At 54.6% G+C, this 26,416-nt stretch carries 26 protein-coding genes and 1 other annotated feature; of the genes, 11 read left to right on the forward strand and 15 right to left on the reverse strand.

What is annotated here, in order from left to right:
• Positions 1 to 41: 41 nt before the first annotated feature.
• From lapB to pgpB, 3 genes are all read right to left on the reverse strand, one after another.
• Positions 42 to 1,211, reverse strand: a complete 1,170-nt coding sequence (lapB, locus tag BH714_RS08330) for a lipopolysaccharide assembly protein LapB (protein WP_040017642.1) — start codon at positions 1,209 to 1,211, stop codon at positions 42 to 44.
• A gap of 6 nt (positions 1,212 to 1,217) precedes the next feature.
• Positions 1,218 to 1,526, reverse strand: a complete 309-nt coding sequence (locus tag BH714_RS08335) for a LapA family protein (RefSeq protein WP_013096374.1) — start codon at positions 1,524 to 1,526, stop codon at positions 1,218 to 1,220.
• A gap of 148 nt (positions 1,527 to 1,674) precedes the next feature.
• Positions 1,675 to 2,442, reverse strand: a complete 768-nt coding sequence (pgpB, locus tag BH714_RS08340) for a phosphatidylglycerophosphatase B (protein WP_040019035.1) — start codon at positions 2,440 to 2,442, stop codon at positions 1,675 to 1,677.
• A 197-nt stretch (positions 2,443 to 2,639) separates the two neighbouring features.
• Between pgpB and ribA the strand changes: the two genes are divergently transcribed.
• Positions 2,640 to 3,230: a GTP cyclohydrolase II gene (gene ribA / locus BH714_RS08345; RefSeq protein ID WP_003856813.1), complete on the forward strand. Its 591-nt coding sequence runs from the start codon at positions 2,640 to 2,642 to the stop codon at positions 3,228 to 3,230.
• A gap of 44 nt (positions 3,231 to 3,274) precedes the next feature.
• On the opposite strand, the gene acnA is transcribed toward ribA, so the two are convergent.
• From acnA to topA, 6 genes are all read right to left on the reverse strand, one after another.
• Positions 3,275 to 5,950 (reverse strand): aconitate hydratase AcnA, encoded by a 2,676-nt coding sequence (gene acnA / locus BH714_RS08350; protein ID WP_040017643.1) that lies wholly within the window; start codon positions 5,948 to 5,950, stop codon positions 3,275 to 3,277.
• Positions 5,951 to 6,113: 163 nt separating this feature from the next.
• Positions 6,114 to 6,212 carry a small membrane protein YmiC gene (ymiC, locus tag BH714_RS24320; RefSeq protein WP_032669830.1) on the reverse strand — a complete coding sequence of 33 codons (99 nt, stop codon included), beginning with the start codon at positions 6,210 to 6,212 and terminating at the stop codon, positions 6,114 to 6,116.
• 140 nt (positions 6,213 to 6,352) lie between these two features.
• Entirely contained in the window at positions 6,353 to 6,523 is a 171-nt protein-coding gene (locus tag BH714_RS24200) for a hypothetical protein (protein ID WP_032669764.1), read from the reverse strand.
• 2 nt (positions 6,524 to 6,525) lie between these two features.
• On the reverse strand, positions 6,526 to 6,666 hold the full coding sequence (locus tag BH714_RS08365) for a YmiA family putative membrane protein (RefSeq protein ID WP_214579162.1): 141 nt from the start codon (positions 6,664 to 6,666) through the stop codon (positions 6,526 to 6,528).
• Positions 6,667 to 7,004: 338 nt separating this feature from the next.
• On the reverse strand, positions 7,005 to 7,979 hold the full coding sequence (gene cysB / locus BH714_RS08370) for an HTH-type transcriptional regulator CysB (RefSeq protein WP_006175683.1): 975 nt from the start codon (positions 7,977 to 7,979) through the stop codon (positions 7,005 to 7,007).
• A 187-nt stretch (positions 7,980 to 8,166) separates the two neighbouring features.
• Complete coding sequence (gene topA / locus BH714_RS08375) at positions 8,167 to 10,764, reverse strand: type I DNA topoisomerase (RefSeq protein ID WP_040017644.1); 2,598 nt, start codon at positions 10,762 to 10,764, stop codon at positions 8,167 to 8,169.
• 399 nt (positions 10,765 to 11,163) lie between these two features.
• Here topA and BH714_RS08380 point away from each other — a divergent pair, with 399 nt between their 5' ends.
• Positions 11,164 to 11,415: a YciN family protein gene (locus BH714_RS08380; protein ID WP_020882438.1), complete on the forward strand. Its 252-nt coding sequence runs from the start codon at positions 11,164 to 11,166 to the stop codon at positions 11,413 to 11,415.
• Between the two features lie 34 nt (positions 11,416 to 11,449).
• On the opposite strand, the gene sohB is transcribed toward BH714_RS08380, so the two are convergent.
• Complete coding sequence (gene sohB / locus BH714_RS08385) at positions 11,450 to 12,496, reverse strand: protease SohB (protein ID WP_020882437.1); 1,047 nt, start codon at positions 12,494 to 12,496, stop codon at positions 11,450 to 11,452.
• Between the two features lie 250 nt (positions 12,497 to 12,746).
• Here sohB and BH714_RS08390 point away from each other — a divergent pair, with 250 nt between their 5' ends.
• Positions 12,747 to 13,508 (forward strand): YciK family oxidoreductase, encoded by a 762-nt coding sequence (locus BH714_RS08390; protein WP_020882436.1) that lies wholly within the window; start codon positions 12,747 to 12,749, stop codon positions 13,506 to 13,508.
• Complete coding sequence (gene cobO / locus BH714_RS08395; RefSeq protein WP_025203995.1) at positions 13,505 to 14,095, forward strand: cob(I)yrinic acid a,c-diamide adenosyltransferase; 591 nt, start codon at positions 13,505 to 13,507, stop codon at positions 14,093 to 14,095. The genes BH714_RS08390 and cobO overlap by 4 nt, the downstream gene beginning before the upstream one ends.
• 35 nt (positions 14,096 to 14,130) lie before the next feature.
• Here the strand turns inward: cobO and rluB are convergent, their stop codons facing one another.
• From rluB to rnm, 3 genes are all read right to left on the reverse strand, one after another.
• The gene (gene rluB / locus BH714_RS08400) at positions 14,131 to 15,006 is read right to left on the reverse strand and encodes a 23S rRNA pseudouridine(2605) synthase RluB (protein WP_008502809.1); all 876 of its coding nucleotides are present in this window, start codon (positions 15,004 to 15,006) and stop codon (positions 14,131 to 14,133) included.
• A 96-nt stretch (positions 15,007 to 15,102) separates the two neighbouring features.
• On the reverse strand, positions 15,103 to 15,723 hold the full coding sequence (locus BH714_RS08405) for an L-threonylcarbamoyladenylate synthase (protein WP_003856793.1): 621 nt from the start codon (positions 15,721 to 15,723) through the stop codon (positions 15,103 to 15,105).
• Complete coding sequence (gene rnm, locus BH714_RS08410; RefSeq protein WP_020882434.1) at positions 15,720 to 16,613, reverse strand: RNase RNM; 894 nt, start codon at positions 16,611 to 16,613, stop codon at positions 15,720 to 15,722. The genes BH714_RS08405 and rnm overlap by 4 nt, the downstream gene beginning before the upstream one ends.
• A 127-nt stretch (positions 16,614 to 16,740) precedes the next feature.
• Between rnm and trpL the strand changes: the two genes are divergently transcribed.
• From trpL to trpA, 6 genes are all read left to right on the forward strand, one after another.
• Complete coding sequence (trpL, locus tag BH714_RS24480; RefSeq protein ID WP_106993556.1) at positions 16,741 to 16,785, forward strand: trp operon leader peptide; 45 nt, start codon at positions 16,741 to 16,743, stop codon at positions 16,783 to 16,785.
• Positions 16,762 to 16,856: a sequence feature (Trp leader region), on the forward strand. It overlaps the preceding gene by 24 nt.
• Before the next feature lie 26 nt (positions 16,857 to 16,882).
• Positions 16,883 to 18,445 (forward strand): anthranilate synthase component 1, encoded by a 1,563-nt coding sequence (locus BH714_RS08415; protein WP_040017646.1) that lies wholly within the window; start codon positions 16,883 to 16,885, stop codon positions 18,443 to 18,445.
• Entirely contained in the window at positions 18,445 to 20,040 is a 1,596-nt protein-coding gene (trpD, locus tag BH714_RS08420; RefSeq protein WP_014170382.1) for a bifunctional anthranilate synthase glutamate amidotransferase component TrpG/anthranilate phosphoribosyltransferase TrpD, read from the forward strand. The genes BH714_RS08415 and trpD overlap by 1 nt, the downstream gene beginning before the upstream one ends.
• Before the next feature lie 3 nt (positions 20,041 to 20,043).
• Complete coding sequence (gene trpCF / locus BH714_RS08425; RefSeq protein ID WP_014170383.1) at positions 20,044 to 21,402, forward strand: bifunctional indole-3-glycerol-phosphate synthase TrpC/phosphoribosylanthranilate isomerase TrpF; 1,359 nt, start codon at positions 20,044 to 20,046, stop codon at positions 21,400 to 21,402.
• Positions 21,403 to 21,412: 10 nt separating this feature from the next.
• Positions 21,413 to 22,606 carry a tryptophan synthase subunit beta gene (trpB, locus tag BH714_RS08430; protein WP_020882431.1) on the forward strand — a complete coding sequence of 398 codons (1,194 nt, stop codon included), beginning with the start codon at positions 21,413 to 21,415 and terminating at the stop codon, positions 22,604 to 22,606.
• On the forward strand, positions 22,606 to 23,415 hold the full coding sequence (gene trpA, locus BH714_RS08435; RefSeq protein WP_040017647.1) for a tryptophan synthase subunit alpha: 810 nt from the start codon (positions 22,606 to 22,608) through the stop codon (positions 23,413 to 23,415). The genes trpB and trpA overlap by 1 nt, the downstream gene beginning before the upstream one ends.
• A gap of 43 nt (positions 23,416 to 23,458) precedes the next feature.
• Here the strand turns inward: trpA and BH714_RS08440 are convergent, their stop codons facing one another.
• Together BH714_RS08440 and BH714_RS08445 are read right to left on the reverse strand one after the other, a co-directional pair.
• Entirely contained in the window at positions 23,459 to 24,487 is a 1,029-nt protein-coding gene (locus BH714_RS08440) for a zinc-binding dehydrogenase (RefSeq protein WP_088202969.1), read from the reverse strand.
• Between the two features lie 25 nt (positions 24,488 to 24,512).
• The gene (locus tag BH714_RS08445; RefSeq protein WP_040017649.1) at positions 24,513 to 25,289 is read right to left on the reverse strand and encodes an SDR family NAD(P)-dependent oxidoreductase; all 777 of its coding nucleotides are present in this window, start codon (positions 25,287 to 25,289) and stop codon (positions 24,513 to 24,515) included.
• A gap of 176 nt (positions 25,290 to 25,465) precedes the next feature.
• Here BH714_RS08445 and BH714_RS08450 point away from each other — a divergent pair, with 176 nt between their 5' ends.
• Positions 25,466 to 26,380, forward strand: coding sequence for a LysR substrate-binding domain-containing protein (locus BH714_RS08450; RefSeq protein WP_014170388.1), 915 nt, complete (start codon positions 25,466 to 25,468; stop codon positions 26,378 to 26,380).
• Positions 26,381 to 26,416: the final 36 nt, after the last annotated feature.

Here is a 26,416-nt window from a genome sequence, read left to right on the forward strand (position 1 = left end):
CCCATCAGTATGTTGTAACTAAAATAGATCGTTTTTAAAAATTACTGCCCATCAAGGCCTCGGATTGGCTTGATGGTCGACCATGCCCGGCATGAAGGACAGTGCCAGTACAGCGTATACGCCGTAAACCCACACTTCTGGCAACGATAGCGCGGTTTGCTTCGTACCTGCTCGCCTACCATGTCGCGCAGTACCATCAGGCTCTCTTTGGCGCGCCCTTCCTCTGCATCGTTGAGGTGGTAGTCCATCAGCTTATGGAATACCCGCATGGTCGGATGACGCTGCAGCTGACGCGTAATATAGACCTGCGCGGTATCACTGCCCTCATACTGCTCAACCACGTCCGAGAGCATCAGTTCGGCAGTCGCGCCGGTGTTCTCTTCCACGCAACGACGCAGGAACGCCACCCATTCATCCTGCTTATCCAGTTGTTGGTAGCAGGTTTGCAGCATGTCGAGTGTTTCACTGGCCAGCTCTTTATCCTGGTCAATAACTCGCAACAGGCTCTCTACAGCTTTGGCATAGTCGCCATTTGCCATAAATACCCGCCCCATCATGATGGAGATACGTGCGCTGTTACGGTCAGCGGCGGCACCCTTTTTAAGCAACGCCATGGCTTTGTCCATGTCGTCGTTGCCCATTTGCTGAAGGGCCAGTTCACAGTAGAAGTGGGCTATCTCAACTCGCTGCTTATCTTTGCCCAGCTTCACCAGACGCTCGGCCGTATCAATGGCTTTCTGCCAGTCACTGGTGGCCTGATAAATCTGCAGCAGCTGCTGCAAGGCACTGACGCGGAAATCCGTTTCATCCACCAGCTGCGAGAACATGTCTTCTGCACGGTCATACAGCCCCGCCGCCATGTAATCACGGCCCAGCTGTTGTACCGCCAGCAGGCGTTGATCGTAGGTCAACGAGGCGCTTTCCATAAGGGTCTGGTGAATACGAATGGCGCGGTCAACCTCGCCGCGCGAGCGGAACAGGTTTCCCAGGGTGAGATGCGCTTCAACGGTGCCCGTATCCTCTTTGAGCATATCGAGGAACAGGTCTACTGCTTTGTCCTGTTGATTGCTCAGGAGGAAGTTCACCCCAGCAACGTAGTCGCGGGAGAGTCGGTTAGCCTCATCCTGTTTTGTTTGTTGCGCACTTCTGCGGCCCATATACCAGCCATAGGCTGCGGCTACAGGCAAAAGCAGAAACAACAACTCCAGCATAGTCGATTATTCCTTGACGACCGGCACACCAGAGCTTTCCGGAATGTCGGACGCAGGCGCAATTTGATGTTCGAGTCGTTTAATTTTACGTTCAGCGCGCGCAAGTGAAACACGAACTTTCAACCAGAAAAGACCGCATACCAGCCAGCCAATCGCAAAGCCCGCGGCGAATAAAACCGCCAGAAGGCTCGATACACGATACTCGCCCTGCGCCAGCAGATAGTTAAACGTCACCTGTTGATCGTTTTGTGCACCCAATGTGACTGAAATGACAAAAATCGCCAATACCAGTAAGAAAATGAGTAAATATTTCACATTACTTCCCGTTATGTGGTTCAAGCGAATAAAGTGTGTTCAACTCACCGCAATCAGCCTTATAAACTACCATTTTAGTGGCGGGCGCGAAACGGAAAAAGTGACGCGCCAGTCATGGATTTATGGGCAAAACGCGGAATATCAACCGTCAGGCGTCGCTTTGGTCCCTTTCGGCGATCTCTTCTTCCTCGACAGGCGGTGGCGTTAACGGACCGCAGATGCGTTCAGCAAGCCATGTTGCCAGCGTCACAAGCAGCCATGAGATCAGCGTAGCCACCACCAAATCCCGCGGCCAGTGCATCCCCAGCAGCAAACGACTGCCCATCACCCCTGTGGCCCAGACCAGTAAAATCGCGATCGTGACAGTACGTCGCCGTGGCCAAAGCAGCCCTACTCCCAGTAACGCCCAACTGGCGGCAAACATGGTATGGCCGGAAGGAAAAGCAAACCCGGTCTCTTTTTGCCAGTGTTTACGTAAGAACTTCGGGATATCCTGCTGTTCCGCAAGCTGTTCTTTGACCAGCGCACCACGATCTTTACGTTTTAAATTGTAGAACTCATCCACCGGAACTTGATGCGCTTTTTCCAGCCAGACGACAAAAGGACGCGGCTCCTGGACATGATCTTTAACCCAGGACTTCACGCCCTGCCCGATGAGGATCGCCCCACCGAGTATCGCAAAGAGCATCAGCGCCGCACGCAGACGAAAGCGCAAACACCACAGAAACCAGGCGCAAAGGATCACATGCGTGATAATTCCCCACGGCTGGGTGACCGTCTCCGTTATCCAGTATAATGTTTTCAGCCATGTGGCGTTCTGCCCCGGCTGCCACATCCAGCCTGAGACCCATACGGCCAGCGGCATAATAAGTAGAATGGCCGCACCTGCTGCCGTACGTCTGGCGATTGAAAGCATGTCTTCTCCTTTTTCGCTAAGCATCACAATCATAACTGAAATTCATCGGTTGGGTGGATATGTCGGATCGTGCGTTTAACATCCATATAGCATGGCGCCCATTAGGCGAACGTGCTGAGCTTGTGGCAAAATGAACAGATACAGAAAGCCAAACAGGCGAAAGGCACGAAACGTGTCAGCCTACTCTGGAGAATCACATGCAGCTTAAACGTGTGGCAGAAGCCAAACTGCCAACCCCATGGGGCGATTTCCTGATGGTGGGATTTGAAGAACTGGCAACCGGACAGGATCATGTCGCGCTGGTGTTCGGTGACATTTCAGGACAGACGCCGGTACTCTCTCGCGTACATTCGGAGTGTCTGACTGGCGATGCCTTGTTCAGCCTGCGCTGTGATTGCGGTTTCCAGCTTGAAGCAGCTCTTTCTCACATCGCTGAAGAAGGTCGTGGGGTGCTGCTTTATCACCGTCAGGAAGGTCGTAATATTGGCCTGCTGAATAAAATCCGCGCCTACGCGCTGCAGGACCAGGGATACGATACGGTTGAAGCGAACCACCAGCTCGGGTTTGCTGCCGATGAGCGCGACTTTACCCTGTGCGCCGATATGTTCAAGCTTCTTGGGGTAGATGAGGTCCGTCTGCTGACCAATAACCCGAAAAAGGTGGAAATCCTGACCGAAGCGGGGATTAATATCGTCGAACGTGTTCCGCTGATTGTCGGCCGTAACCCGAAAAATGCCCACTATCTTGATACCAAAGCCGCCAAAATGGGTCACCTCCTGAGCGAGTGATCGCGAGATGCCCGGCATCGCCATCGCGAGCCGGGCTGACTGCGTCAATCCAGCATTTTACGAATCACGTAATGTAATATGCCGTCGTTCTGGTAGTAGGTCAGCTCGGTTGCCGTATCAATGCGACACCGGCATTCAAGCACTTCCGTTTTACCGTCTGCTCGCGTTAACGTCACCGGAACCGCTTTACCCGGCTGCAGGTTTTGCAGACCACTAATATCAATCTGCTCTTCCCCGGTCAGTCCCAGCGTTTTACGGGTGACGCCCTGCGGGAACTCTAGCGGCAGGATCCCCATCCCGATAAGATTCGAACGGTGAATACGTTCGAAAGATTCGGCAATGACCACGCGAACCCCAAGCAGGCGCGGACCTTTCGCTGCCCAGTCTCGACTGGAGCCGGAGCCGTACTCTTTACCGGCAATCACCGCCAGCGGCGTGCCTTCCTGCTGGTATTTGACGGCGGCATCATAAATCGATACCACTTCCGTGCCAGGTAAATGACGCGTCATGCCCCCTTCCACGCCCGGAACCATTTCGTTGCGGATGCGGATGTTGGCAAACGTCCCGCGCATCATCACTTCGTGGTTACCACGACGCGATCCGTAGGAGTTGAAGTCCCGGCGTTCCACCCCACGGCTTTGCAGATAGCGGCCTGCCGGGCTGTCGGCTTTGATACTGCCCGCCGGCGAGATGTGGTCCGTGGTAACGGAATCGCCAAGCATCGCCAGAATACGCGCCCCGTGGATATCCTTAAGCGGAGCAGGTTCAGCCAGCATGTCATCAAAGAACGGTGACAGACGAATATAGGTCGAATCATCCTGCCAGCCATAAGTATCCGAGCCCACGACGTTAATTGCTTTCCATTCCGGCGTGCCCTCAAACACTTCCGCATACTCTTTGCGGAACATTTCGGTTGAGACCTTTTCAACGGCTCGCGCGATATCGCGTGAAGACGGCCAGATATCTTTCAGGTAAACAGGCTCGTTCTTGCGATCGTGACCAATCGGGTCGGTCGTGAGATTGATGTTCATGTTTCCCGCCAGCGCGTAAGCCACAACCAGCGGCGGCGAGGCCAGCCAGTTGGTTTTCACCAGCGGATGAATGCGCCCTTCAAAGTTGCGGTTACCGGAAAGAACCGCACCCACGGTAAGATCGCCCTGCTTGATCGCCGTTTCAATCGGCTCAGGCAGCGGACCGGAGTTACCGATACAGGTAGTACATCCGTAACCCACGAGATTAAAGCCCAGCTCGTCAAGGTACGGGGTGAGTTTTGCCTGCGCCAGGTAATCTGAAACCACTTTAGAGCCCGGGGCCAGCGAAGCCTTAACCCACGGCTGCGGTTTCAGGCCAAGCTCAACGGCTTTTTTGGCCAACAGTCCCGCGGCCATCAAAACGCTTGGGTTCGAGGTGTTGGTGCAGGAGGTGATAGCGGCAATAACCACCGCGCCATCCGGAAGTTGATACTGATGTCCGTTCAGGACATAGTCTATTGGACGGTGATCTTTTTTCGCGACATTGACTTCCAGTTCATTGCTGGCGGCAAAAGCTTTCGGCACGTCCGGTAACGCGACCCGATCCTGCGGGCGTTTTGGCCCGGCAAGGCTCGCCTCGACGCTTCCCATATCCAGCTCAAGCGTGCTGGTAAATACCGGCTCATCACCCGGGTTTCGCCACATCCCCTGCGCTTTAGTGTAGGCCTCGACCAGCGCGACCTGCTCTTCACTGCGACCACTCAGGCGCATATATTCCAGCGTGACGTCATCGATGGGGAAGAAGCCACAGGTCGCGCCATATTCCGGCGCCATATTGGCGATCGTGGCGCGATCGGCCAGCGGCAGCGAATCCAGTCCGTCACCGTAGAATTCAACAAATTTACCCACCACCCCATGCTTACGCAGCATCTGGGTGACGGTTAACACCAGGTCGGTCGCGGTAATGCCTTCCGACAGCTTACCGGTGAGCTTGAAGCCCACCACATCAGGAATGAGCATCGACACCGGCTGACCAAGCATAGCCGCTTCCGCTTCAATACCCCCGACGCCCCACCCCAGCACACCGAGGCCGTTAATCATGGTGGTATGTGAATCCGTCCCGACCAGCGTATCCGGATAAGCCACCCACTCTTTATCCTGCAATTCACTCCAGACGGCTTTGCCCAGATATTCGAGGTTAACCTGATGGCAAATACCGGTTCCAGGCGGAACCACGCTAAAGCGGCTGAACGCCTGTTGCCCCCATTTCAGGAAGACATAGCGCTCGTGGTTACGTTCCATCTCCAGACGTACGTTTTCGCCAAAAGCGTCATCATCACCAAAGTGGTCAACGGTCACGGAGTGGTCAATCACGAGGTCAACGGGAGAAAGCGGATTCACTTTTGCCGTATCGCCACCGAGGCGCTTAACGGCTTCGCGCATGGCGGCTAAATCAACCACGGCGGGAACACCGGTAAAGTCCTGCATCAGAACCCTCGCCGGGCGATAGGCTATTTCTCTGTCGGCATGGGCACTCTTCAGCCACCCCGCCAGCGCCTGGATATCCTCGAGGGTGACGGAATCGCCATCCTGCCAGCGTAAGAGGTTTTCCAGCAAAACTTTCAAGGACTTGGGTAAACGCGAAATGTCCCCAAGCGTTCTGGCAGCCAGTGGCAGGCTATAGTAATGCCAGGTTTTGTTTTCTGCCTGTAATGTGTCCTTACTGGCTTCGCGTAGGGTTAACGACATAAGCTCCTCCTTAATTACAGAGATGTCCTGACAATCATCAGGGCTGTAATTAAAGATAACACAAAGATGTCGTAACGTTTTGATAACAACCCGAATTGATAAATTTAGGAATGGTCCAGTGAAGTGCGAAAACAAAAAACCCCGCCGCAGCGAGGTTTTGGATTTACAGGAAGGCCAGCCAGATGAGCTGAGACCAGAACAGGATCGACACAGAAAAAACGCCGAGCCATGACCAGTATTTGTGAGACATCATGTTATTCATCATAGGGTACACCAGGCATTATTTTTAAAAAGGCTCCGAGGTTTGCCCTCAGTTCTATATTGCTGATGTGTATTTATTAAAGAGTACAAAGGTGCAGAGTCTGTATTCAGACTATTTGCATCATTACGCAATTAACTAAATTATTGTTTTTTGGGTTCGTCTTCTGCGAACACATCAATAAAGGCTTGCTGCTGTGGCGTCAGTTTCCAGGACGCGGGGACAACGGTCGCAGGTGCTTTGCGTCCTTTGTGACCACTGTCACGATGCTGACACATCTGTTTTACCGTTTCTGTACGTACCGTCACTGCCATATTCAACCCCAATATTTCCAGGCAAGGAGAGCAACCACTACCCAAAACAGGGCGGAGACGAGAAAGACCGCCAGCCAGGCTTTACGCTTGAGCGCAGGATCCCTTTGCGGTTCTTCACTTCCTGAAGGCATTGCTAACCTCATACAATCGATATCGCTTATCATTTAGGACCAAACAATTGGTACAATTAATCATCTGTTGAGATAAATCCTAAAGAAACTTTAGCCGAAAAGCCAGTGAATTTACGCATCAATTGGTGGGAAATATTCAATCTTTTGACCAGAAATAAATAATTGAAAAGAAATATTTGCGTAGCCGTAAATTAGTTTCTACTTTTGTCGCCAATTCACGACATTAAAACCATACAAATTAAATGGGTAATGACATTATATGGCAGGGAAAATGTAGATGATGATAATTATGATTTAGCTTTGAGGAGTTAATTCGGTATCTTTCCGTGAGGGAAAGATACCGGGAGTGATTATTTTGCCGGAAGTTTGATGTCTTTAAACATCTCTTCAATATCTTCATTTGAGCGTAATGCAACAGCCGTATCGACCACGTCACGCGTTAAATGCGGGGCAAAGCGTTGAATAAAATCATACATATAGCTGCGCAGGAAGGTGCTGCGACGGAAACCAATTTTGGTCGTGCTGTGGCTGAAAATATCGTGCGCATCAAGACGAACCAAATCCGGGTCTGAAACCGGGTCGACGGCCATGCTGGCAATCACCCCAACGCCCAGGCCAAGCCGCACATAGGTTTTAATGACATCAGCATCCGTGGCGGTAAAGACAATGCGCGGCGTTAATCCCGCCCGGTTAAAGGCCGTATCAAGCTCAGAGCGTCCGGTGAAGCCGAAGGTGTATGTCACTAAAGGATATTGCGCCAGCTCTTCAATAGTCACCGACCCTTTCCCCGCGAGCGGATGATCCGGGGTCACTACGATAGAACGATTCCAGTGGTAGCACGGTAGCATAACCAGATCGTCATACAGGTGAAGCGCTTCTGTCGCGATGGCAAAGTCCGCGTTGCCCTTTGAAACCGCTTCAGCGATTTGCGTGGGCGAGCCCTGATGCATATGCAAAGAGACGCGCGGATAACGTTCTATAAAGCCCTTAATAACACCTGGCAGCGCATAACGCGCCTGAGTATGCGTTGTGGCAATATAAAGCGAGCCTTTATCCGGCCAGGTGTGTTCACCCGCCACGGACTTAATAGCATCAACTTTGGAGAGGACTTCGCGGGCAATACGAATGATTTCCTGCCCGGCGGGTGTCACCTGCGTGAGATGCTTACCGCTGCGAGCGAAAATCTGGATACCTAATTCGTCCTCCAGCATACGAACCTGTTTGCTGATGCCCGGTTGCGAGGTATATAACCCCTCAGCGGTAGAAGAGACGTTGAGGTTGTGATTCACCACCTCAACGATATAACGAAGCTGCTGTAATTTCATGCCAGACCATCCGATTTAGCGCACGCGGTCAATCGCTTAAGACGATTTGATAATAAGAAAAGGGTTAACTATAACCACTATATCATTTATAGCCTGACTGTATAGTACGGAACAAAAAATAATAACAAGGTAATAAAAAAGGGCCGGAAGTCCGGCCCTTTTACAGGTAAGTTACGGTAAGGGAAGATTATTTCTTGCCTTCAACCCATTTTCCGTCGACAAAGAAGGCGGACCAGCCGGTCGCTTTCCCCTCTTTCTCAGCCGCAACGTACTGCTGTTTTGTTTTACGGCTAAAACGTACCACCGTTTTATTTCCTTCAGGATCCTGCTGTGGCGCATCGGCCAGATAACGCAGTTTCTCAGGCAGACGGTCGCGGAAGCGATGCAGCTCTTCCACCAGCGGCGCGCGGGTTTCACGCGATTTCGGGAAGGTGTTGGCCGCGAGGAAGACCCCGGCAGCACCGTCACGCAGCACGAAATAGGCGTCAGACTTCTCACACGGCAATTCTGGCAGCGGAACCGGATCTTCCTTCGGCGGCGCGACTTCACCGTTACGCAGAATCTTACGGGTGTTCTTACACTCGTCGTTGGTGCACGCCATGTATTTCCCGAAACGCCCCATTTTCAGGTGCATTTCCGAGCCACACTTCTCGCACTCAACGATAGGGCCGTCATAGCCTTTGATGCGGAACTCACCCTCTTCGATCTCATAACCATCACACGTTGGGTTATTCCCGCAGACGTGCAATTTGCGTTTCGGATCGATCAGGTAGCTGTCCATCGCCGTGCCACATTTCTTACAACGACGTTTGGCACGCAGGGCATTGGTTTCTGCATCGTCACCTTCCAGCACGTTAAGAACTTCGTTCTCAGGTACCAGGTTGATGGTGGTTTTGCAGCGCTCTTTCGGCGATAACGCATAGCCGGAGCAACCGAGGAAGACGCCTGTTGTCGCAGTACGGATCCCCATCTTACGGCCACAGGTTGGGCAATCGATGCTGGTCAGTACCATCTGGTTAGGCAACATGCCGCCCTCTTCAGGATCTTTCTCCGCTTTTTCAAGCTGGTTGGTAAAGTCGCTGAAGAAGCTGTCGAGCACTTTCTTCCATTCCGCCTGATGGCTGGCAACCTGGTCAAGGCTGTCTTCCATCTGTGCGGTAAAGTCGTAGTTCATCAACTCGCGGAAGTTGGCTTCCAGACGGTCAGTTACGATCTCACCCATTTTTTCAGCGTAGAAACGGCGGTTTTCAACACGCACATAGCCACGGTCCTGAATGGTCGAAATGATTGACGCATAGGTTGACGGACGACCAATACCGCGTTTTTCCAGCTCTTTTACCAGCGATGCTTCGCTAAAGCGCGCAGGCGGCTTGGTAAAGTGCTGAGCTGGCACGAGGTCAACCAGAGAGAGTTCATCCCCTTTGTTCACCGCCGGCAGCGTTCGGTCTTCGTCGCCTTTACGCAGTGCAGGCATGACTTTCGTCCAGCCGTCGAAACGCAGGATACGGCCACGCGCTTTCAGACGGAAATCACTCGCACCAACGGTAAGCGTAGTGGAATCGTACTGCGCGGGTGTCATTTGACACGCGACGAACTGGCGCCAGATAAGCTGGTACAGCTTCTGGGCGTCGGCTTCCATATCCTTCAGCGATTCCGCTAACACAGAGACGTCAGAAGGACGAATGGCTTCGTGCGCTTCCTGTGAGTTCTCTTTGCTGGCGTACTGGTTAGCGCTTTCCGGCAGGTATTTCTTACCGAAATTGTCACCGATATAGCCGCGCACCATGTTAACCGCATCCTGACTCAGGTTAGTCGAGTCGGTACGCATGTAGGTGATGTAACCCGCTTCATACAAGCGCTGGGCCATCATCATGGTTTTCTTCACGCCATAACCCAGACGCGTGCTTGCGGCCTGTTGCAGCGTAGAGGTAATAAACGGTGCGCCAGGCTTACTGCTGGTCGGTTTGTCTTCACGCTCCAGAACCTGATAGCGTGCTTTTTCCAGCAGCGCCACCGCGGCCATGGTCTGGTCACGGTTTTCAGGACGGAAAGGCTTGTCGTTCTGATGGCTCACCTGCAGCGGCAGAGCATCCCCGCCCGGCGTGGTGACATTCGCGTCGACTTCCCAGAACTCTTCTGGCACAAACGCTTTAATTTCGCGTTCACGTTCAACGACAAGACGCACGGCAACGGATTGCACACGGCCTGCGGACAGACCACGGGCAATCTTTTTCCACAGCAGTGGAGACACCATGTAGCCTACAACACGGTCCATAAAGCGACGTGCCTGCTGCGCGTTTACACGGTCAATGTTCAGTTCGCCCGGCTTTTCAAACGCCTGACGAATCGCATTCTTCGTAATTTCGTTAAACACTACACGGCTGTAGCGTTTGTCATCACCACCGATCACTTCCCGCAGGTGCCACGCAATGGCTTCCCCTTCGCGGTCAAGGTCGGTTGCGAGATAGATGTGGTCTGCTTTTTCAGCAAGCTGTTTCAGCTCATTAACAACTTTTTCTTTCCCGGGCAGCACTTCGTATTGTGCATCCCAGTTGTGCCATGGGTTAACACCCATGCGGTTGACAAGCGCGCTACGTTCATCCTTTTTAGGCTTTTTAGCCCCTTTGGTGGAGGTAGAGTCTGCGCTCTTTTTGCTGGCTGAGCCACTGGTCGGCAAATCGCGGATATGACCCACGCTGGACTTAACCACGTAGTCATTACCCAGATACTTATTGATCGTTTTGGCTTTTGCCGGGGACTCAACGATGACGAGAGCTTTACCCATATTCACCTTTACCTAATTTAATTCTTCCAGGAATACGCCGCACGTTGATTTCCCTTCCACTGACGACGCGTCATTGATATTGCGACTGCGTCAGGGGATATCAACCCCTTTGTCTTACCGAACGTCAGAGAAAAGACGCCCAGGTGATTGAGTTTTCGGGTATTTTTCTCACGCCTCATATGATTCGTGACGAATTACCGGTCGAATGTCAAGCAATTCTGTTGCCAGAATGACGAAAGCGCACACTCTACCTGATAAAATCCGTTACGCAACTTTATTAGCATGCAAAAGCAAATCACGCCAGCCAGGCTCCTGCGCCTTATCCCCTCAGATTACAGGGAAAATTTGCCCCCAAAGCGCCCTCGGCGTAGACTATTGTCACTGTTTAAGGAGTGGATTATGCACAATACGACCCAACCAATTGACCGAGTCTCTCTGCTTATCGAAGCAAACAAGCTTATCCGTGATCATGAAGATACTCTGGCGGGCATTGAAGCCACCGGCGTAGAACAGCGTAATGGCGTGCTGGTTTTCAGCGGCGAATACTTTCTTGACGAACAGGGGCTACCTACCCCGAAAAGCACCGCCGTGTTTAACATGTTTAAATACCTGGCGCATACGCTTTCAGAGAAATATCACCTGGTTGATTAATGCAAAACGCGAGGCCTGAGCCTCGCGTTTTTGTTTACAGCAACGGTTTTTGTCCGCGCTGTAGCCAGCGGAGCAACAGCCGATCGGCACTTTCTGCCGCACTGTTGGTAAAGCGATCGAGCAGACGCTTGCGCTGCGTAAAGCGCACGCCCACCAGCTCACGGCCATCCATCAGGTTCAACAGCAGGTCATCGCTAGTGCCCACTTCATCTACCAGTCCTTTCTCCTGGGCCTGGATACCGTACCAGTGCTCCCCCGTCGCGACCTGCTCAATATCGAGCGATGGGCGCATGCGGTGCACAAAGTCTTTAAAGAGGTGGTGCGTTTCATTGAGATCTTCACGGAATTTCTGACGCCCCTCTTCCGTGTTTTCCCCCAGCAGCGTCAGAGTGCGTTTGTACTGCCCGGCCGTGTGCAGTTCAATGTCGATCTCTTTGTTTTTGAGGAAGCGGTTAAAGTTAGGGATTTGCGCAACCACACCGATTGAACCAATAATAGAAAACGGTGCCGCCACAATTTTATCCGCGACGCAGGCCATCATGTAGCCACCGCTCGCCGCGACTTTATCCACCGCAACGGTCAGCGGGATCTGTTTTTCACGCAGGCGCTGCAGCTGTGACGCAGCCAGTCCATAACCGTGTACCACACCGCCCGGGCTTTCAAGACGCACCACCACCTGATCCTGCGGTTTTGCCACGGCAAGAACGGCAGTGACCTCTTCGCGCAGAGAAGAAACTTCATGCGCATCCATGCTGCCTTTAAAGTCGAGCACATAGACGCGTGGCTTTGCCTCATCCTGCGGTGCATTGAGCTTGGCTTTCGCTTTTGCCGCTTTGGCTTCTTGTTTATGCTTTTTCTTCTGCGCTTTAAGCCACTGCTTCTGTTGATGGCTATCGAGCAGCGACAGAGACATATCTTCCTGCATCTCTTTATACTGCTCACTCAGGCGGGTAATGCGTAACTCCCCACGCTGACGCTTACGCTGCGTCAGGTTTACAATCAGAACGGCAATCACCGCAATGGCAATCACCACCGTTGCGATTTTGGCCAAAAACAACCCATACTGAGAAAGTAATTCCACGCGTTCCACCTTGTTTAACCACGATTCTTTCACGGCAGTGTACAACAGCCCTGCCCATGCGTCTCGCTCGTGACATTACCTCTGCGAGCCTGCTTCAGGAATCCCCTCATGGGGGTTTAAATATTTGCAAATTGTTAATTTTACAGTAATGCCTCCTGTAGACTGATTGAATTCTCATGCTAATTCGGGCATAAAGCCGAAAAGTCATAAAGAAGGCGTCATTGCGTCACTGCGCACCAGAGGAGTCCCCGTGCATTATCAACCGCAAAAAAATCTGCTGCAAAATCGCATCATTCTGGTCACCGGTGCCAGCGACGGAATTGGTCGCGAGGCGGCCCTGACCTACGCTGACTATGGCGCGAGCGTTATTCTTATTGGTCGTAACGAAGAGAAACTGAAAAGCGTCGCGCAGGAAATAGAGGCGGCAGGCGGCATTCCGGCCCCGTGGTATACCCTCGATTTACTCACCTGCACGCCAGCGGTGTGCCAGGAGCTTGCTCACCGTATTAGCGCCCACTATCCGCGGCTGGACGGTGTCCTGCACAATGCGGGTTTGCTGGGAGAAGTCCGTCCTATGGACGAACAGGATCCCGATATCTGGCAGCAGGTGATGCAGGTCAACGTCAACGGCACGTTTTTCCTGACGCAGGCATTGCTTCCTTTATTACTTAAATCCGAGTCCGGCTCGCTGGTCTTTACCTCCTCAAGCGTAGGCCGCGAAGGTCGAGCCAACTGGGGGGCATATGCCGTCTCGAAATTCGCGACTGAAGGGATGATGCAGGTGCTGGCGGAGGAGTATCAAAGCCGCCATCTGCGCGTAAATTGCATTAACCCGGGTGGAACGCGCACCAAAATGCGCGCCAGCGCCTTCCCGTCGGAAGACCCGCAGAAACTGAAAACACCCGCAGACATTATGCCGCTCTATCTCTGGCTGATGGGCGACGACAGTCGTCGTAAAACGGGGATGACCTTCGATGCCCAGCCGGGCCGTAAACCAGGGATTTCGCAATGAGTGAAGAACGTCATCAACAACGCCAGCAGCGTCTGAAGGAACAGGTCGATGCGCGCGTTGCGGCCGCACAGGACGAGCGCGGGATAATTATCGTCTTTACCGGTAACGGCAAAGGTAAAACTACCGCGGCATTTGGCACCGCCACGCGTGCTGTCGGTCACGGGCAGAAAGTGGGCGTCATTCAGTTCATCAAAGGCGAATGGCCGAACGGCGAACGTAATCTGCTTGAACCGCATGGCGTTGAATTTCAGGTGATGGCGACAGGTTTCACATGGGATACGCAGAACCGGGAAACCGATACTGCAGCTTGTCTTGCAGTCTGGGAGCACGCCAAAAGAATGCTGGCAGACCCCGCCCTGAATATGGTTCTGCTGGATGAGATAACCTATATGGTGGCCTACGACTATCTCCCGCTGGATGTGGTACTGGAGGCGCTACAACAACGTCCGGCGCACCAGACGGTTATCGTCACGGGGCGTGGCTGTCATCGGGAAATACTGGAGCTTGCTGATACCGTCAGCGAACTGCGTCCTGTCAAACACGCGTTTGACGCGGGAATCAAAGCGCAAATCGGTATTGATTACTAAGAAAAAAGCCCGGTGATCATCACCGGGCTTTTATGTTAACCGTTGTTGTTACGGCTGCCAGAGCGGCGGTTGCTGCTCACCTGGCTATGGCGTTTCACCGCACGACGGATCTGATTCGCCTTCATACGACGACGATCTTTTTCCACCGCCACTTTAGAGGTGGTTTCTGGCGTCAGGCCAACCAGTTCACGCAGGTAGTTAGTCTGTGTCAGATCCAGCTCGGTATAACCACCCCGTGGCAGACCTTTTGGCAGCAGGATGTCGCCATAACGGACACGGATCAGACGGCTCACCTGAACGCCTACCGCTTCCCAAAGACGACGCACTTCGCGGTTACGGCCTTCAGTCAGAGTAACGTTGTACCACTGGTTAATGCCTTCGCCACCGGTAAATTTGATGGTTTTAAATGCCGCAGGACCGTCTTCCAGCTGAACGCCGCGTGACAGATCGCGCAGTTTATTCTCATCAACCTGGCCGAAGACACGCACGGCGTATTCGCGTTCCACTTCACGGCTAGGGTGCATCAGACGGTTTGCCAGTTCACCATCAGTGGTAAACAGCAGCAGGCCGCAGGTATTCACGTCCAGACGCCCCACGGCAATCCAGCGAGCGCCGCGCAGTTTAGGCAGACGGTCAAACACCGTCGGGCGACCTTCAGGGTCGTTGCGCGTACACAGCTCGCCTTCTGGCTTGTAATACGCCAGCACGCGGCAAATCTGCTCAGCGGACTCTTTCACGGAGATAAGATGACCGTCGATGCGGATCTTCAATCCCGGTACGATTTCTACGCGGTCACCCAGCGTGGCGATTTTACCGTCCACACTCACGCGACCCGCTTCAATAATGGCTTCGATTTCACGGCGTGAACCGTGGCCGGCACGCGCCAGCACTTTCTGTAACTTCTCGCTCATTGAGCTTCCTCAGGTGTCGCCTTCACAGGCGTCGAATCAGGTCAAAAGAGGGCTCAGCCCTGCTTTGATGGCCGCGTAGTATATCTGCTTACACCCTTACAAGAAAGGCTTAACATCACCCACGCCTTCACGAATCACTTCTGGCGCATCTTCGGTTAAGTCAACAACGGTGGTTGGCTGCTGACCAAGGTAGCCGCCATGAATAATCAACTCGACCACCTTTTCCAGACGGTCTTTAATCTCTTCGGGATCGGATTCGGTGAACTCGCTGCCAGGCAACATTAAAGAGGTCGAAAGCATCGGCTCGCCGAGGGTTTCCAGCAGCGCCTGCGCAATCGGGTTGGACGGTACGCGCATCCCGATGGTTTTACGCTTTTCCTGTAACAGTCGGCGCGGCACTTCCTTGGTTCCTTTAAGAATAAAGGTGTAGTTGCCCGGCGTGTTATTTTTGATCAGACGAAACGCCACGTTATCGACATACGCGTAGGTCGACAGTTCAGAAAGATCGCGGCACATCAGGGTAAAGTTATGGCCGTCCGGCAGCTGACGAATGCGGCAAATGCGCTCCATCGCCCCTTTGTCTTCAATTTTACAGCCCAGCGCATAGCCAGAATCGGTCGGGTAGACAATCACGCCGCCTTTGCGAACGATCTCCACGGCCTGATTAATTAAGCGTGGCTGCGGGTTATCCGGATGAATATAGAAAAACTGACTCATACTTCCCTCTCTTCAATTTTCTGCGGCTGTTCCCAGAGCTGCCAGACAGGCTCAACGCCTGCGGGCAACCAGAGCTTGCGTCCCAGCTCGATCCACGCACAGGGCTGATGGAAATCCGACCCTTGCGAACCCAGCAGACCGAACTGACGCGCGTAGGTCGCGAGCTGCGCACGCTCATTGGGCGCCTGCTGACACTGGGCGACTTCCATCGCCTCACCGCCACATTCGGCAAAGTGTGCCAGCAGTCTTTTCAGCCACTTAGCAGAAAGATTATACCGCCCCGGATGGGCGAGCACGGCCTTACCGCCAGAATGATGAATGACATCAATAGCTTGTTTTATTGTACACCACTGTGGCGGAACGTAACCGGTTTTCCCGCGTGCCAGATATTTTTTAAACACGTCCGCCATCGTCGTGGCTTTGCCCGCCTCAACCAGAAAACGGGCAAAATGGCCGCGCGTCACCGCCCCACCGTTTGCCAGTTTCTGTGCACCTTCCAGCGCTCCGGGAATATGCGCTTTTTCCAGTCGCTCACCAATCATTTCGGCGCGTTCGTTGCGGCGCGATTTTTGTTCTTGCAAAAACGCACGCATTGCCGGATGTTCAATATCGATATTGAGGCCAACAATGTGTATTTCGTGATTTTCCCAGACTGTCGAAATTTCGACGCCGGGCACCAGATTCAGCGCCAGTCCGCTGCGGGCAATTTCGGCGCGCGCCGCGGGAATAGCATCTGTCGTATCGTGATCGGTTATCGCCAGCGTGCCGACACGCATTTCAACGGCGCGATGAACCAGGGCTTCGGGTGTCAGCAGGCCATCAGAGGCCTGAGTATGGCTGTGTAAATCATAAATTACGGCGTAGGTGGTATCGCTCAAAGCACTTCCCATAGCAGGTTAAAGACATCCGAAACCCCTATGATAACGGCTTGGCGCGAAATTCTGAAATCAAGGGTTGACAACTTGCCATCGAACTAGTTAACTAGTACGCAAGTTCACACGAGAAAGGTATCTGAAAATGACAGCACATTTCACTCTGCACGGTTGGTGGCGCACATCCTGATTATCGGGCAGTGTCACACGTCTGCGAAATGCAAACAGATACCCAGCCCGCGACTAAGCGGGCTTTTTTTTTGAACAGAATAAATGAGAACAACATAATGCAAACAGCCAAACCACACCTCGAATTGCTGACCTGCGAGGCGGTCTATCGCCACAACCCAACCGCGCTGTTTCATCAGGTCTGCGGTGCGCGTCCGGCAACGTTGCTGCTGGAATCCGCAGATATTGACAGTAAAGACGATCTTAAGAGCCTGCTGCTGGTCGACAGCGCATTGCGCATTACCGCGCTGGGTGACACTGTCACGATTAAGGCGCTCTCTGAGAACGGTGCCGCGCTGCTGCCACTGCTGGACGCCTCCCTGCCAGCGGGTATCGAGAATGAACGTCACCCGGAAGTGCGGGTACTGCATTTCCCGCCGGTCAGCCAACTGCTGGACGAAGATGCACGCCTCTGTTCTTTGTCAGTCTTCGATGCCTTCCGCCTGCTGCAAAACCTGGTCTCGGTACCAGAAGATGAACGCGAAGCGATGTTCTTTGGCGGGCTGTTTGCTTACGATCTGGTCGCCGGTTTCGAAGACCTGCCGGAAACCGAACAGGGCAACCGCTGCCCTGACTACTGCTTCTACCTGGCCGAAACCCTGCTGGTGATCGACCATCAGAAAAAATACACCCGTATTCAGGCGAGTCTGTTCACGCCATCCGTGACCGAGAAAACACGTCTTGAGCAGCGCATTGCTCAGCTGCAACAGCAAATGACCGAAGCGCCACCCGCTCTGCCGGTTCAGCATGTAGAGAAGATGACCTGTGAGGTTAACCAGACCGACGATCAGTACGGTGCCGTGGTGCGTCAGATGCAAAAGGCGATTCGCGCCGGGGAAATTTTCCAGGTCGTCCCGTCCCGTCGTTTCTCACTGCCCTGCCCGTCGCCGCTGGCGGCCTATGACGTGCTCAAAAAGAGCAACCCAAGCCCGTATATGTTCTTTATGCAGGACAACGAGTTCACCCTGTTTGGCGCGTCACCGGAAAGCTCCCTGAAATACGACGCCGCCAGCCGCCAGATCGAGATCTACCCGATTGCCGGTACACGTCCGCGCGGGCGTCGCGCCGATGGCTCTCTGGATCGCGATCTCGACAGCCGTATCGAACTGGAAATGCGCACCGACCACAAAGAGCTCTCCGAGCACCTGATGCTGGTCGACCTGGCGCGTAACGATCTGGCCCGCATTTGTACTCCCGGCAGCCGCTATGTGGCTGACTTAACGAAAGTCGACCGTTACTCCTTCGTGATGCACCTGGTCTCCCGCGTGGTGGGTGAACTGCGCAACGACCTCGACGTGCTGCACGCCTATCGTGCCTGCATGAATATGGGCACCCTGAGCGGTGCGCCGAAAGTCCGTGCGATGCAGCTTATCGCCGCCGCCGAAGGGCGTCGTCGCGGCAGCTATGGCGGTGCGGTGGGTTATTTCACCGCGCACGGTGACCTTGATACCTGCATCGTTATCCGCTCTGCCTATGTTGAAGACGGCATTGCCACCGTCCAGGCGGGCGCCGGGGTAGTTCTTGATTCTGTTCCGCAGTCTGAAGCTGACGAAACGCGCAATAAAGCTCGCGCGGTATTGCGCGCCATCGCTACCGCACACCATGCACAGGAGATTTTCTGATGGCTGACATTCTGCTGCTCGATAACATCGACTCCTTTACCTATAACCTGGCAGATCAGCTGCGTGCGAATGGTCACAACGTCGTTATCTATCGTAACCACGTGCCGGCGCAAACCCTGATTGAGCGTCTGGCAACCATGCAAAACCCGGTGCTGATGCTCTCTCCTGGCCCCGGCGCCCCCAGTGAAGCGGGCTGTATGCCTGAACTGCTGACCCGTATGCGCGGCAAGTTGCCTATTATCGGCATCTGCCTGGGGCATCAGGCGATTGTTGAAGCCTATGGCGGATACGTCGGCCAGGCGGGTGAAATCCTGCACGGTAAAGCCTCCAGCATTGAACATGACGGTCAGGCGATGTTTGCCGGGCTGCCGAATCCGCTGCCGGTGGCGCGCTACCACTCGCTGGTCGGCAGCAACATCCCGGCAGGCCTGACCATTAACGCCTCGTTCGAAGGCATGGTGATGGCCGTACGTCACGATACCGATCGTGTCTGTGGGATGCAGTTCCATCCGGAGTCAATCCTCACCTCTCACGGCGCGCGTCTGCTGGAACAGACCCTGGACTGGGCGCTGCAGAAACTGGAACAGACCAACACCCTGCAACCTGTTCTGGAAAAATTGTATCAGGCACAGACCCTGAGCCAGCAGGAGAGCCACCAGCTCTTCTCCGCCGTGGTTCGCGGTGAACTGAAGCCTGAACAACTGGCGGCCGCGCTGGTGAGCATGAAAGTTCGCGGTGAAAGCCCGCAGGAAATTGCCGGTGCGGCAACGGCGCTGCTGGAAAATGCCGCCCCGTTCCCGCGCCCGGACTACATGTTTGCGGATATCGTCGGTACCGGTGGTGACGGCAGCAACAGCATCAATATCTCCACCGCCAGCGCCTTCGTGGCGGCTGCCTGTGGTTTGAAAGTGGCGAAGCACGGTAACCGCAGCGTCTCCAGCCGGTCGGGATCGTCGGACCTGCTGGCCGCATTCGGCATCAATCTCGAGATGAACGCCGAACGTTCGCGTGAAGCCCTGGACGACCTGGGCGTCTGCTTCCTGTTTGCGCCGAAATATCACACCGGTTTCCGCCATGCGATGCCGGTTCGCCAGCAGCTTAAAACCCGCACGCTGTTTAACGTGCTCGGCCCGCTGATCAACCCGGCCCATCCACCGCTGGCGCTGATTGGCGTCTACAGCCCGGAGCTGGTTCTGCCGATTGCAGAGACCCTGCGCGTGCTGGGTTATCAACGTGCCGCGGTGGTTCACAGTGGGGGAATGGATGAAGTGTCGCTGCATGCGCCAACGCTGGTGGCCGAACTTCGCGACGGTGAAATCCTGAGCTATCAGCTGGAGGCGAGCGACTTTGGTTTAACGCCTTACCATCAGGAAGCGCTGGCGGGCGGCACGCCTGAAGAAAACCGTGACATTCTGACGCGCTTATTACAAGGTAAAGGTGAGGTCGCCCACGAGGCCGCCGTGGCTGCCAACGTCGCGATGCTGATGCGTTTGCACGGCGAGGAAGACCTCAAAGCCAACGCACAAAAAGTTCTGAACGTACTGCGCTCAGGTGCAGCTTACGATCGCGTTACCGCACTTGCGGCAAGAGGGTAAAGAATGCAGACCGTTTTAGCGAAAATCGTTGCCGATAAGGCCATCTGGGTGGAAGCACGTAAAGCACAGCAGCCGCTGGCCAGCTTCCAGAATGACGTTGTCCCGAGCAGCCGTCGTTTCTATGATGCTCTGCAGGGCGCACGCACCGCGTTTATTCTCGAGTGCAAAAAAGCGTCCCCGTCGAAAGGCGTTATCCGTGACGATTTCGATCCGGCGCGAATTGCCGGTATCTACAAACATCATGCGTCAGCCATCTCCGTGCTGACGGATGAGAAGTATTTCCAGGGCAGCTTCGATTTCCTGCCCGTTGTCAGCGGGATCGCGCCACAACCGATCCTGTGCAAAGACTTTATTATCGACCCGTATCAGATCTGGCTGGCTCGCTTTTACCAGGCCGATGCCTGCCTGCTGATGCTCTCAGTGCTGGATGACGAACAGTATCGCCAGCTCGCTGCAGTCGCGCACAGTCTGAACATGGGCGTGCTGACCGAAGTGAGCAACGAAGAGGAGCTGGAACGCGCCATTGCGCTGAAAGCCAAAGTGGTCGGCATCAACAACCGCGATCTGCGTGACCTGTCGATTGACCTGAACCGCACGCGCCAGCTGGCGCCGCGTCTGGGCTCTGGCGTCACCGTGATCAGTGAATCCGGTATTAACAGCTACGCTCAGGTCCGCGAGCTGAGCCATTTCGCCAACGGTTTCCTGATTGGTTCTGCAATGATGGAACATGACGATCTCAATGCCGCGGTGCGCCGCGTACTCTTGGGTGAAAACAAAGTGTGCGGCTTAACCCGTGAAGAGGATGCCCTGGCTGCGTATGAAGCCGGTGCGATTTACGGCGGGCTGATTTTTGTCGCCTCCTCCCCGCGCGTGGTGACCGAAGCGCAGGCGCGTCAGGTGATGACGGCAGCGCCACTCAGCTATGTGGGGGTCTTTCGCAACGCGGATATCGCCGACGTGGTAGCAAAAGCCGAAGCGTTATCTCTGCATGCGGTACAGCTTCATGGCAACGAAGATCAGGCCTATATCGATGCCCTGCGCAGCGCGCTTGCACCTCAGGTGCAAATCTGGAAAGCGCAGAGCGTGGGCGACAGGTTGCCTGAGCGTAACCTGAATCATGTTGATAAATACGTACTCGATAATGGCCAGGGCGGCACGGGACAGCGTTTTGACTGGTCCCTGTTGCACGGCGAAGTGCTGGACAATGTTTTGCTGGCGGGTGGACTTAGCCCGGATAACTGCGTGGAAGCCGCCAAAGCGGGCTGCGCGGGCCTCGATTTCAATTCAGGCGTAGAGTCGCAACCGGGCATCAAAGATGCCAGTAAGCTGGCCTCGGTTTTTAAAACTCTGCGTGCATATTAAGGAAGAGAAGATGACGACATTACTAAACCCCTATTTTGGTGAGTTCGGCGGGATGTACGTCCCGCAAATCCTGATGCCCGCCCTGCGCCAGCTGGAAGAAGCGTTCGTGAGTGCGCAGAAAGATCCGGCGTTTCAGGCTGAGTTTACCGACCTGCTGAAAAACTACGCTGGCCGTCCAACGGCCCTGACGAAATGCCGTAACCTGACCGAAGGCACCAAAACCACGCTGTATCTTAAGCGTGAAGATTTGCTGCACGGCGGTGCGCATAAAACCAACCAGGTGTTGGGTCAGGCGCTGCTTGCAAAACGGATGGGTAAAACCGAAATCATCGCTGAAACTGGCGCAGGCCAGCACGGGGTGGCATCAGCCCTTGCCAGCGCCCTTCTCGGTCTGAAATGCCGCATTTACATGGGCGCAAAAGACGTTGAGCGGCAGTCACCTAACGTATTCCGTATGCGTCTGATGGGCGCTGAAGTGATCCCGGTGCACAGCGGCTCCGCGACGCTGAAGGATGCGTGTAACGAAGCGCTGCGCGACTGGTCTGGCAGCTATGAAACCGCGCACTATATGCTTGGCACCGCTGCAGGCCCCCATCCGTTCCCGACGATTGTGCGTGAATTCCAGCGCATGATTGGCGAAGAGACCAAAGCGCAGATCCTGGAAAAAGAGGGTCGCCTGCCGGATGCGGTGATCGCCTGCGTTGGCGGTGGCTCTAACGCTATCGGCATGTTCGCTGATTTCATCGACGAAACCAGCGTCGGGCTGATTGGCGTTGAACCTGCAGGCCACGGGATTGAAACCGGTGAGCACGGCGCACCGTTGAAACATGGTCGCGTCGGGATCTACTTCGGTATGAAAGCGCCGATGATGCAGACCGATGACGGCCAGATTGAAGAGTCATACTCTATCTCGGCAGGCCTGGATTTCCCTTCCGTTGGGCCTCAGCATGCCTTCCTGAACAGTACCGGTCGTGCGGACTACGTTTCCATTACCGATGACGAAGCCCTGGAGGCGTTTAAAACGCTCTGTCGCCACGAAGGGATCATTCCTGCCCTGGAGTCCTCTCACGCCCTGGCGCATGCGCTAAAAATGATGAAAGAGAACCCGGAAAAAGAGCAACTGCTGGTGGTTAACCTTTCCGGTCGCGGTGATAAAGACATCTTCACCGTTCACGATATTTTGAAAGCACGAGGGGAAATCTGATGGAACGCTACGATAACGCATTTGCATCACTGAAATCTCGCCAGGAAGGCGCGTTCGTTCCCTTCGTGACGCTGGGTGATCCGGGTCCTGAGCAGTCGCTGAAAATTATCGACACCCTGATTGAGGCCGGTGCCGATGCGCTGGAGCTGGGTATTCCGTTTTCCGATCCTCTGGCCGATGGCCCGACTATCCAGAACGCAACGCTGCGGGCATTCGCGGCTGGTGTCACCCCGGGGCAATGTTTTGAGATGCTGGCCGCTATCCGCCAGAAGCACCCGACCATTCCGATTGGCCTGTTGATGTATGCCAACCTGGTCTTCAGTCGCGGTATTGATACCTTTTATGCAGAATGCGCGCGCGTGGGCGTTGACTCGGTGCTGGTGGCAGACGTACCGGTTGAAGAATCTGCGCCGTTCCGCCAGGCGGCGATGCGCCATAACGTGGCACCTATCTTCATCTGCCCACCAAACGCCGATGATGAACTGCTGCGCCAGATTGCCTCTTATGGTCGCGGGTATACCTACCTGCTCTCCCGTGCGGGTGTAACCGGCGCGGAGAACAAAGCGGCGCTGCCTCTGCATCATCTGGTCGAGAAGCTGGCTGAATACCACGCGGCCCCTCCGCTGCAGGGCTTTGGGATTTCATCTCCCGATCAGGTCACGGCGGCAATTGACGCTAACGCAGCCGGTGCAATCTCAGGCTCCGCTATCGTTAAAATCATTGAGAAGAACGTGGACAAGCCAGAGCAAATGCTGGCTGAGCTGAAAACGTTTGTGAGCGCAATGAAAGCGGCAACGCGTAAAGCGTAACCTCTCCACCGTCTGGCTCCCCGCCAGACGGTGTTTCTGCCGATCAGTTATCCGGGTTCATCGTAAGCACTATCCGGTAGCGCGCCTTTCCCTGCCGTAACCTGTCGAGCGCCTCATTTGCCTGTTCAAAGGGCATCAGCTCTGTGACTGGCAGCGTCTGAAAGAGGTGGCTGAAACGCAGTGCGCGTTCGGTTTGCGACGGGGTGCTGACAAATGAACCGGTCAGGGTGCGTTCCGCGCCAATCATCATACCCGGCATGACCTGCAACGGTGTGCGTCCGGCACCCAACAGGATCGCTTTTCCTCTGGGGGCCAGGGCTGGCAATAACGCTGAAACCGCGTCTGCATCCGGGGCAGTGGCCACAATAATCTCGACACCGCCTTCCGCTCTCAGCCGTTCCGCCGCGTTTTCCGTCTGCGCATCGATATAGTGATGGGCGCCCAGCTGTAAAGCGTCATGCGCCTTTTCACTGCCGCGCGCAATCACGATAACCTCAAACCCCATCCTCCGGGCGTACTGAATCGCCATATGGCCTAAACCACCAATACCGAGAATAGCCACCCTGTCTCCCGCGCTGGCACCGGATTGACGCAACGCGTTAAAGGTTGCCGTACCGGCGCACAAGATCGGGGCCGCGTGAACGGAAGTGAGCGCTGAAGGAATGGCAATCAGCGCGGTATGGCGGATAACAACATACTCGGCGTAACCTCCGTCGCAGCTCAGCCCCGGCGTTAGCTGATTTTCACACAGGTGAAAAAGCCCGTTACGGCAAGGCGGGCAATGCTGGCAATATCCCCCAAGACGCCCGACGCCCACGCGCTGACCGGTGTGCCAGATCCCGGGAACTGCATCTCCTCTCCGGGTAATGTGGCCCACAATTTCATGACCCGGAATGCGCCCGGGCTGCCCCGCTTCCGGTACCTTCTCCGCGTCCTGAAGATCGGCACCACAAACCCCGCATACCTCAATTTTGATCAGTACGTCCTCGGGCCCCGGTTCGGGCAACGGTCTGACGACCCTTTCAAGCACGCCCGGCGAGGAAATCTGCATAGCACGAAAAGTTTTATTCACGGTATCACCTGTGATGAGCGGTGTATTATGCGTTACGGCCAGCCATGACGCCGCCGTCAATGTCCCAGATTGCGCCGGTGACCCAGCCTGTCTTGTCAGAAAGCAGGAAGGCTACCGTTTCAGCCACATCGCCCGGCGTACCCACGCGGCCAATCGGATGGAAGCTGTCGAAGCTGTTCATCACCTCTTTTACATCGTCTTTCGGGATGAAGCCTTCATAAATTGGCGTGTGAACAACGGCCGGAGACACGGCATTGACGCGAATGCCTTTCCCGCCCAGCTCAATAGCCAGGTTTTTGGTCCACGCATGCAGGCCGGCTTTCGCCATGGAATATGCGGAAGACGGCGTGGCCCCGATGGCCTGCTGTGCCCACATAGAGCCGATATTGACGATGGAGCCTTTAATACCGGCATCAATCATATTGCGCACCACATCACGGGTGATGAAGAAGGTCGCGCGGTTGATGCTCATGTACATGTCGTAATCTGACGCTTCATGTTCAGTAAATGGTTTCGGGAAGAACACGCCAGCGGCATTGACCAGCAGGCTGATGTCTTTGTGTTCAGCATTGATGGTATTCATCACGTGCTGCATACCCTCTTCTTTCATCAGGTCAGCCACGATGATGGATACCGGTCCGTCGACCGCCAGCGCCTGACGAGCCTGCTCCGCTTTGTCCTTGCGGTTCCCCACCAGCACCACGCTGCCACCGTTTTTCAGAATCCGCTTCGCCGTTTCGAAGCCCATACCGCTTGTACCACCGACCACTAACAGCTTTTTACCGGCAAAAGATGCGTTCATCGCTAACCTCTTTTAAAACATTTGGTTGTCATTGATGAAAAGCCTCGCTCCTCATCGTGTGCATCCAGAATGCCACCCTGCACCAGGGTTGACGACTGAGAAGAAATTGCGATACAGGAAAGAAAATCTTCTTCGCTCAGGTATACTGAAAGAAAGAATAAATCGGAGTACCTGCAATGCGTTCCCTGAACAGACTTAAATGGCTACATGCTTTTGAAGCGACCGCCCGTCACGGCAGCTTTACCGGTGCAGCGCAAGAGCTTGGCGTGACGCCTGCCGCAGTAGGCCAGCTTGTTCGTTCGCTCGAAGACTGGGTTGGTCACCCGCTGCTTCGCCGTACGCGGTCGGGTAAGGAGCGCCTGACGCTGGTGGATGAGGCTCAGGATGCGCTGCAGGACATTACGCAGGGCCTGGACAAGCTGGAAAGCGGGTTAAACAAACTGCGCGGACGTCGCGCACGTTCTGTCGTGGTCGTCACCGCCTCTCAGGTATTGATGATGAACTGGCTGATGGAGCGTCTTAACCGCTTCTCAGAAACGCATGACACAATCGATCTTCGGCTTAACGTCACGGAAAAGCTGATGGACGTATCACACGGCGAGGCGGATATCGGCATTCGCTGCGGACAGGGAGACTGGCCCGGCGTGAATAAAACCTGGCTGATGGATGAAGAGGCGGTGCTGGTCTGTAGCCCCCGCCTGGTGCCTCCGGAGAAAATTGCCTGTGGTGACTGGCTCGCCACGCAGAAGCTGATCCACGATGACACGCCGCACCCGGGCGCGAATTTTCCCTCATGGGACGACGTTCTCCGTACCGTCAATGCCCCTGGCGCGCTGGAAAGCAGGCTGCATATTAACTCCACCTCCGCCGTTATTCTCTCGGCCCTGAGCGGCCGGGGGGTGGCGATTGTGCGTCACGCGCTGGTGAAACAGCTGATTGAAACCGGGCAATTGGTTCAATTGCACCCAGACCATCGCTGGCCGTTAACATGGTCTTACTACCTGGTGACCCCGCAGCACACCGCCATGCGTGAAGAAGTAAAAATATTTCACGACTGGCTTCTTCATGACGTGGTCTCTGACAATCCATAACCCCCCCTTTTTTAAGCATCATGCGGCAAGGGTCAT

It is taken from the genome of Enterobacter ludwigii (assembly GCF_001750725.1).
GTDB classification, from domain to species: Bacteria; Pseudomonadota; Gammaproteobacteria; order Enterobacterales; family Enterobacteriaceae; genus Enterobacter; species Enterobacter ludwigii.

Bases quoted from the DNA above. Each gene is read 5' to 3' on its own strand.
- lapB (WP_040017642.1), bottom strand. From the start codon at position 1,211: ATGCTGGAGTTGTTGTTTCTGCTTTTGCCTGTAGCCGCAGCCTATGGC.
- pgpB (WP_040019035.1), bottom strand. From the start codon at position 2,442: ATGCTTTCAATCGCCAGACGTACGGCAGCAGGTGCGGCCATTCTACTT.
- ribA (WP_003856813.1), top strand. From the start codon at position 2,640: ATGCAGCTTAAACGTGTGGCAGAAGCCAAACTGCCAACCCCATGGGGC.
- acnA (WP_040017643.1), bottom strand. From the start codon at position 5,950: ATGTCGTTAACCCTACGCGAAGCCAGTAAGGACACATTACAGGCAGAA.
- ymiC (WP_032669830.1), bottom strand. From the start codon at position 6,212: ATGAATAACATGATGTCTCACAAATACTGGTCATGGCTCGGCGTTTTT.
- BH714_RS24200 (WP_032669764.1), bottom strand. From the start codon at position 6,523: ATGGCAGTGACGGTACGTACAGAAACGGTAAAACAGATGTGTCAGCAT.
- BH714_RS08365 (WP_214579162.1), bottom strand. From the start codon at position 6,666: ATGAGGTTAGCAATGCCTTCAGGAAGTGAAGAACCGCAAAGGGATCCT.
- cysB (WP_006175683.1), bottom strand. From the start codon at position 7,979: ATGAAATTACAGCAGCTTCGTTATATCGTTGAGGTGGTGAATCACAAC.
- topA (WP_040017644.1), bottom strand. From the start codon at position 10,764: ATGGGTAAAGCTCTCGTCATCGTTGAGTCCCCGGCAAAAGCCAAAACG.
- BH714_RS08380 (WP_020882438.1), top strand. From the start codon at position 11,164: ATGCACAATACGACCCAACCAATTGACCGAGTCTCTCTGCTTATCGAA.
- cobO (WP_025203995.1), top strand. From the start codon at position 13,505: ATGAGTGAAGAACGTCATCAACAACGCCAGCAGCGTCTGAAGGAACAG.
- rluB (WP_008502809.1), bottom strand. From the start codon at position 15,006: ATGAGCGAGAAGTTACAGAAAGTGCTGGCGCGTGCCGGCCACGGTTCA.
- BH714_RS08405 (WP_003856793.1), bottom strand. From the start codon at position 15,723: ATGAGTCAGTTTTTCTATATTCATCCGGATAACCCGCAGCCACGCTTA.
- rnm (WP_020882434.1), bottom strand. From the start codon at position 16,613: ATGGGAAGTGCTTTGAGCGATACCACCTACGCCGTAATTTATGATTTA.
- BH714_RS08415 (WP_040017646.1), top strand. From the start codon at position 16,883: ATGCAAACAGCCAAACCACACCTCGAATTGCTGACCTGCGAGGCGGTC.
- trpD (WP_014170382.1), top strand. From the start codon at position 18,445: ATGGCTGACATTCTGCTGCTCGATAACATCGACTCCTTTACCTATAAC.
- trpCF (WP_014170383.1), top strand. From the start codon at position 20,044: ATGCAGACCGTTTTAGCGAAAATCGTTGCCGATAAGGCCATCTGGGTG.
- trpB (WP_020882431.1), top strand. From the start codon at position 21,413: ATGACGACATTACTAAACCCCTATTTTGGTGAGTTCGGCGGGATGTAC.
- trpA (WP_040017647.1), top strand. From the start codon at position 22,606: ATGGAACGCTACGATAACGCATTTGCATCACTGAAATCTCGCCAGGAA.
- BH714_RS08445 (WP_040017649.1), bottom strand. From the start codon at position 25,289: ATGAACGCATCTTTTGCCGGTAAAAAGCTGTTAGTGGTCGGTGGTACA.
- BH714_RS08450 (WP_014170388.1), top strand. From the start codon at position 25,466: ATGCGTTCCCTGAACAGACTTAAATGGCTACATGCTTTTGAAGCGACC.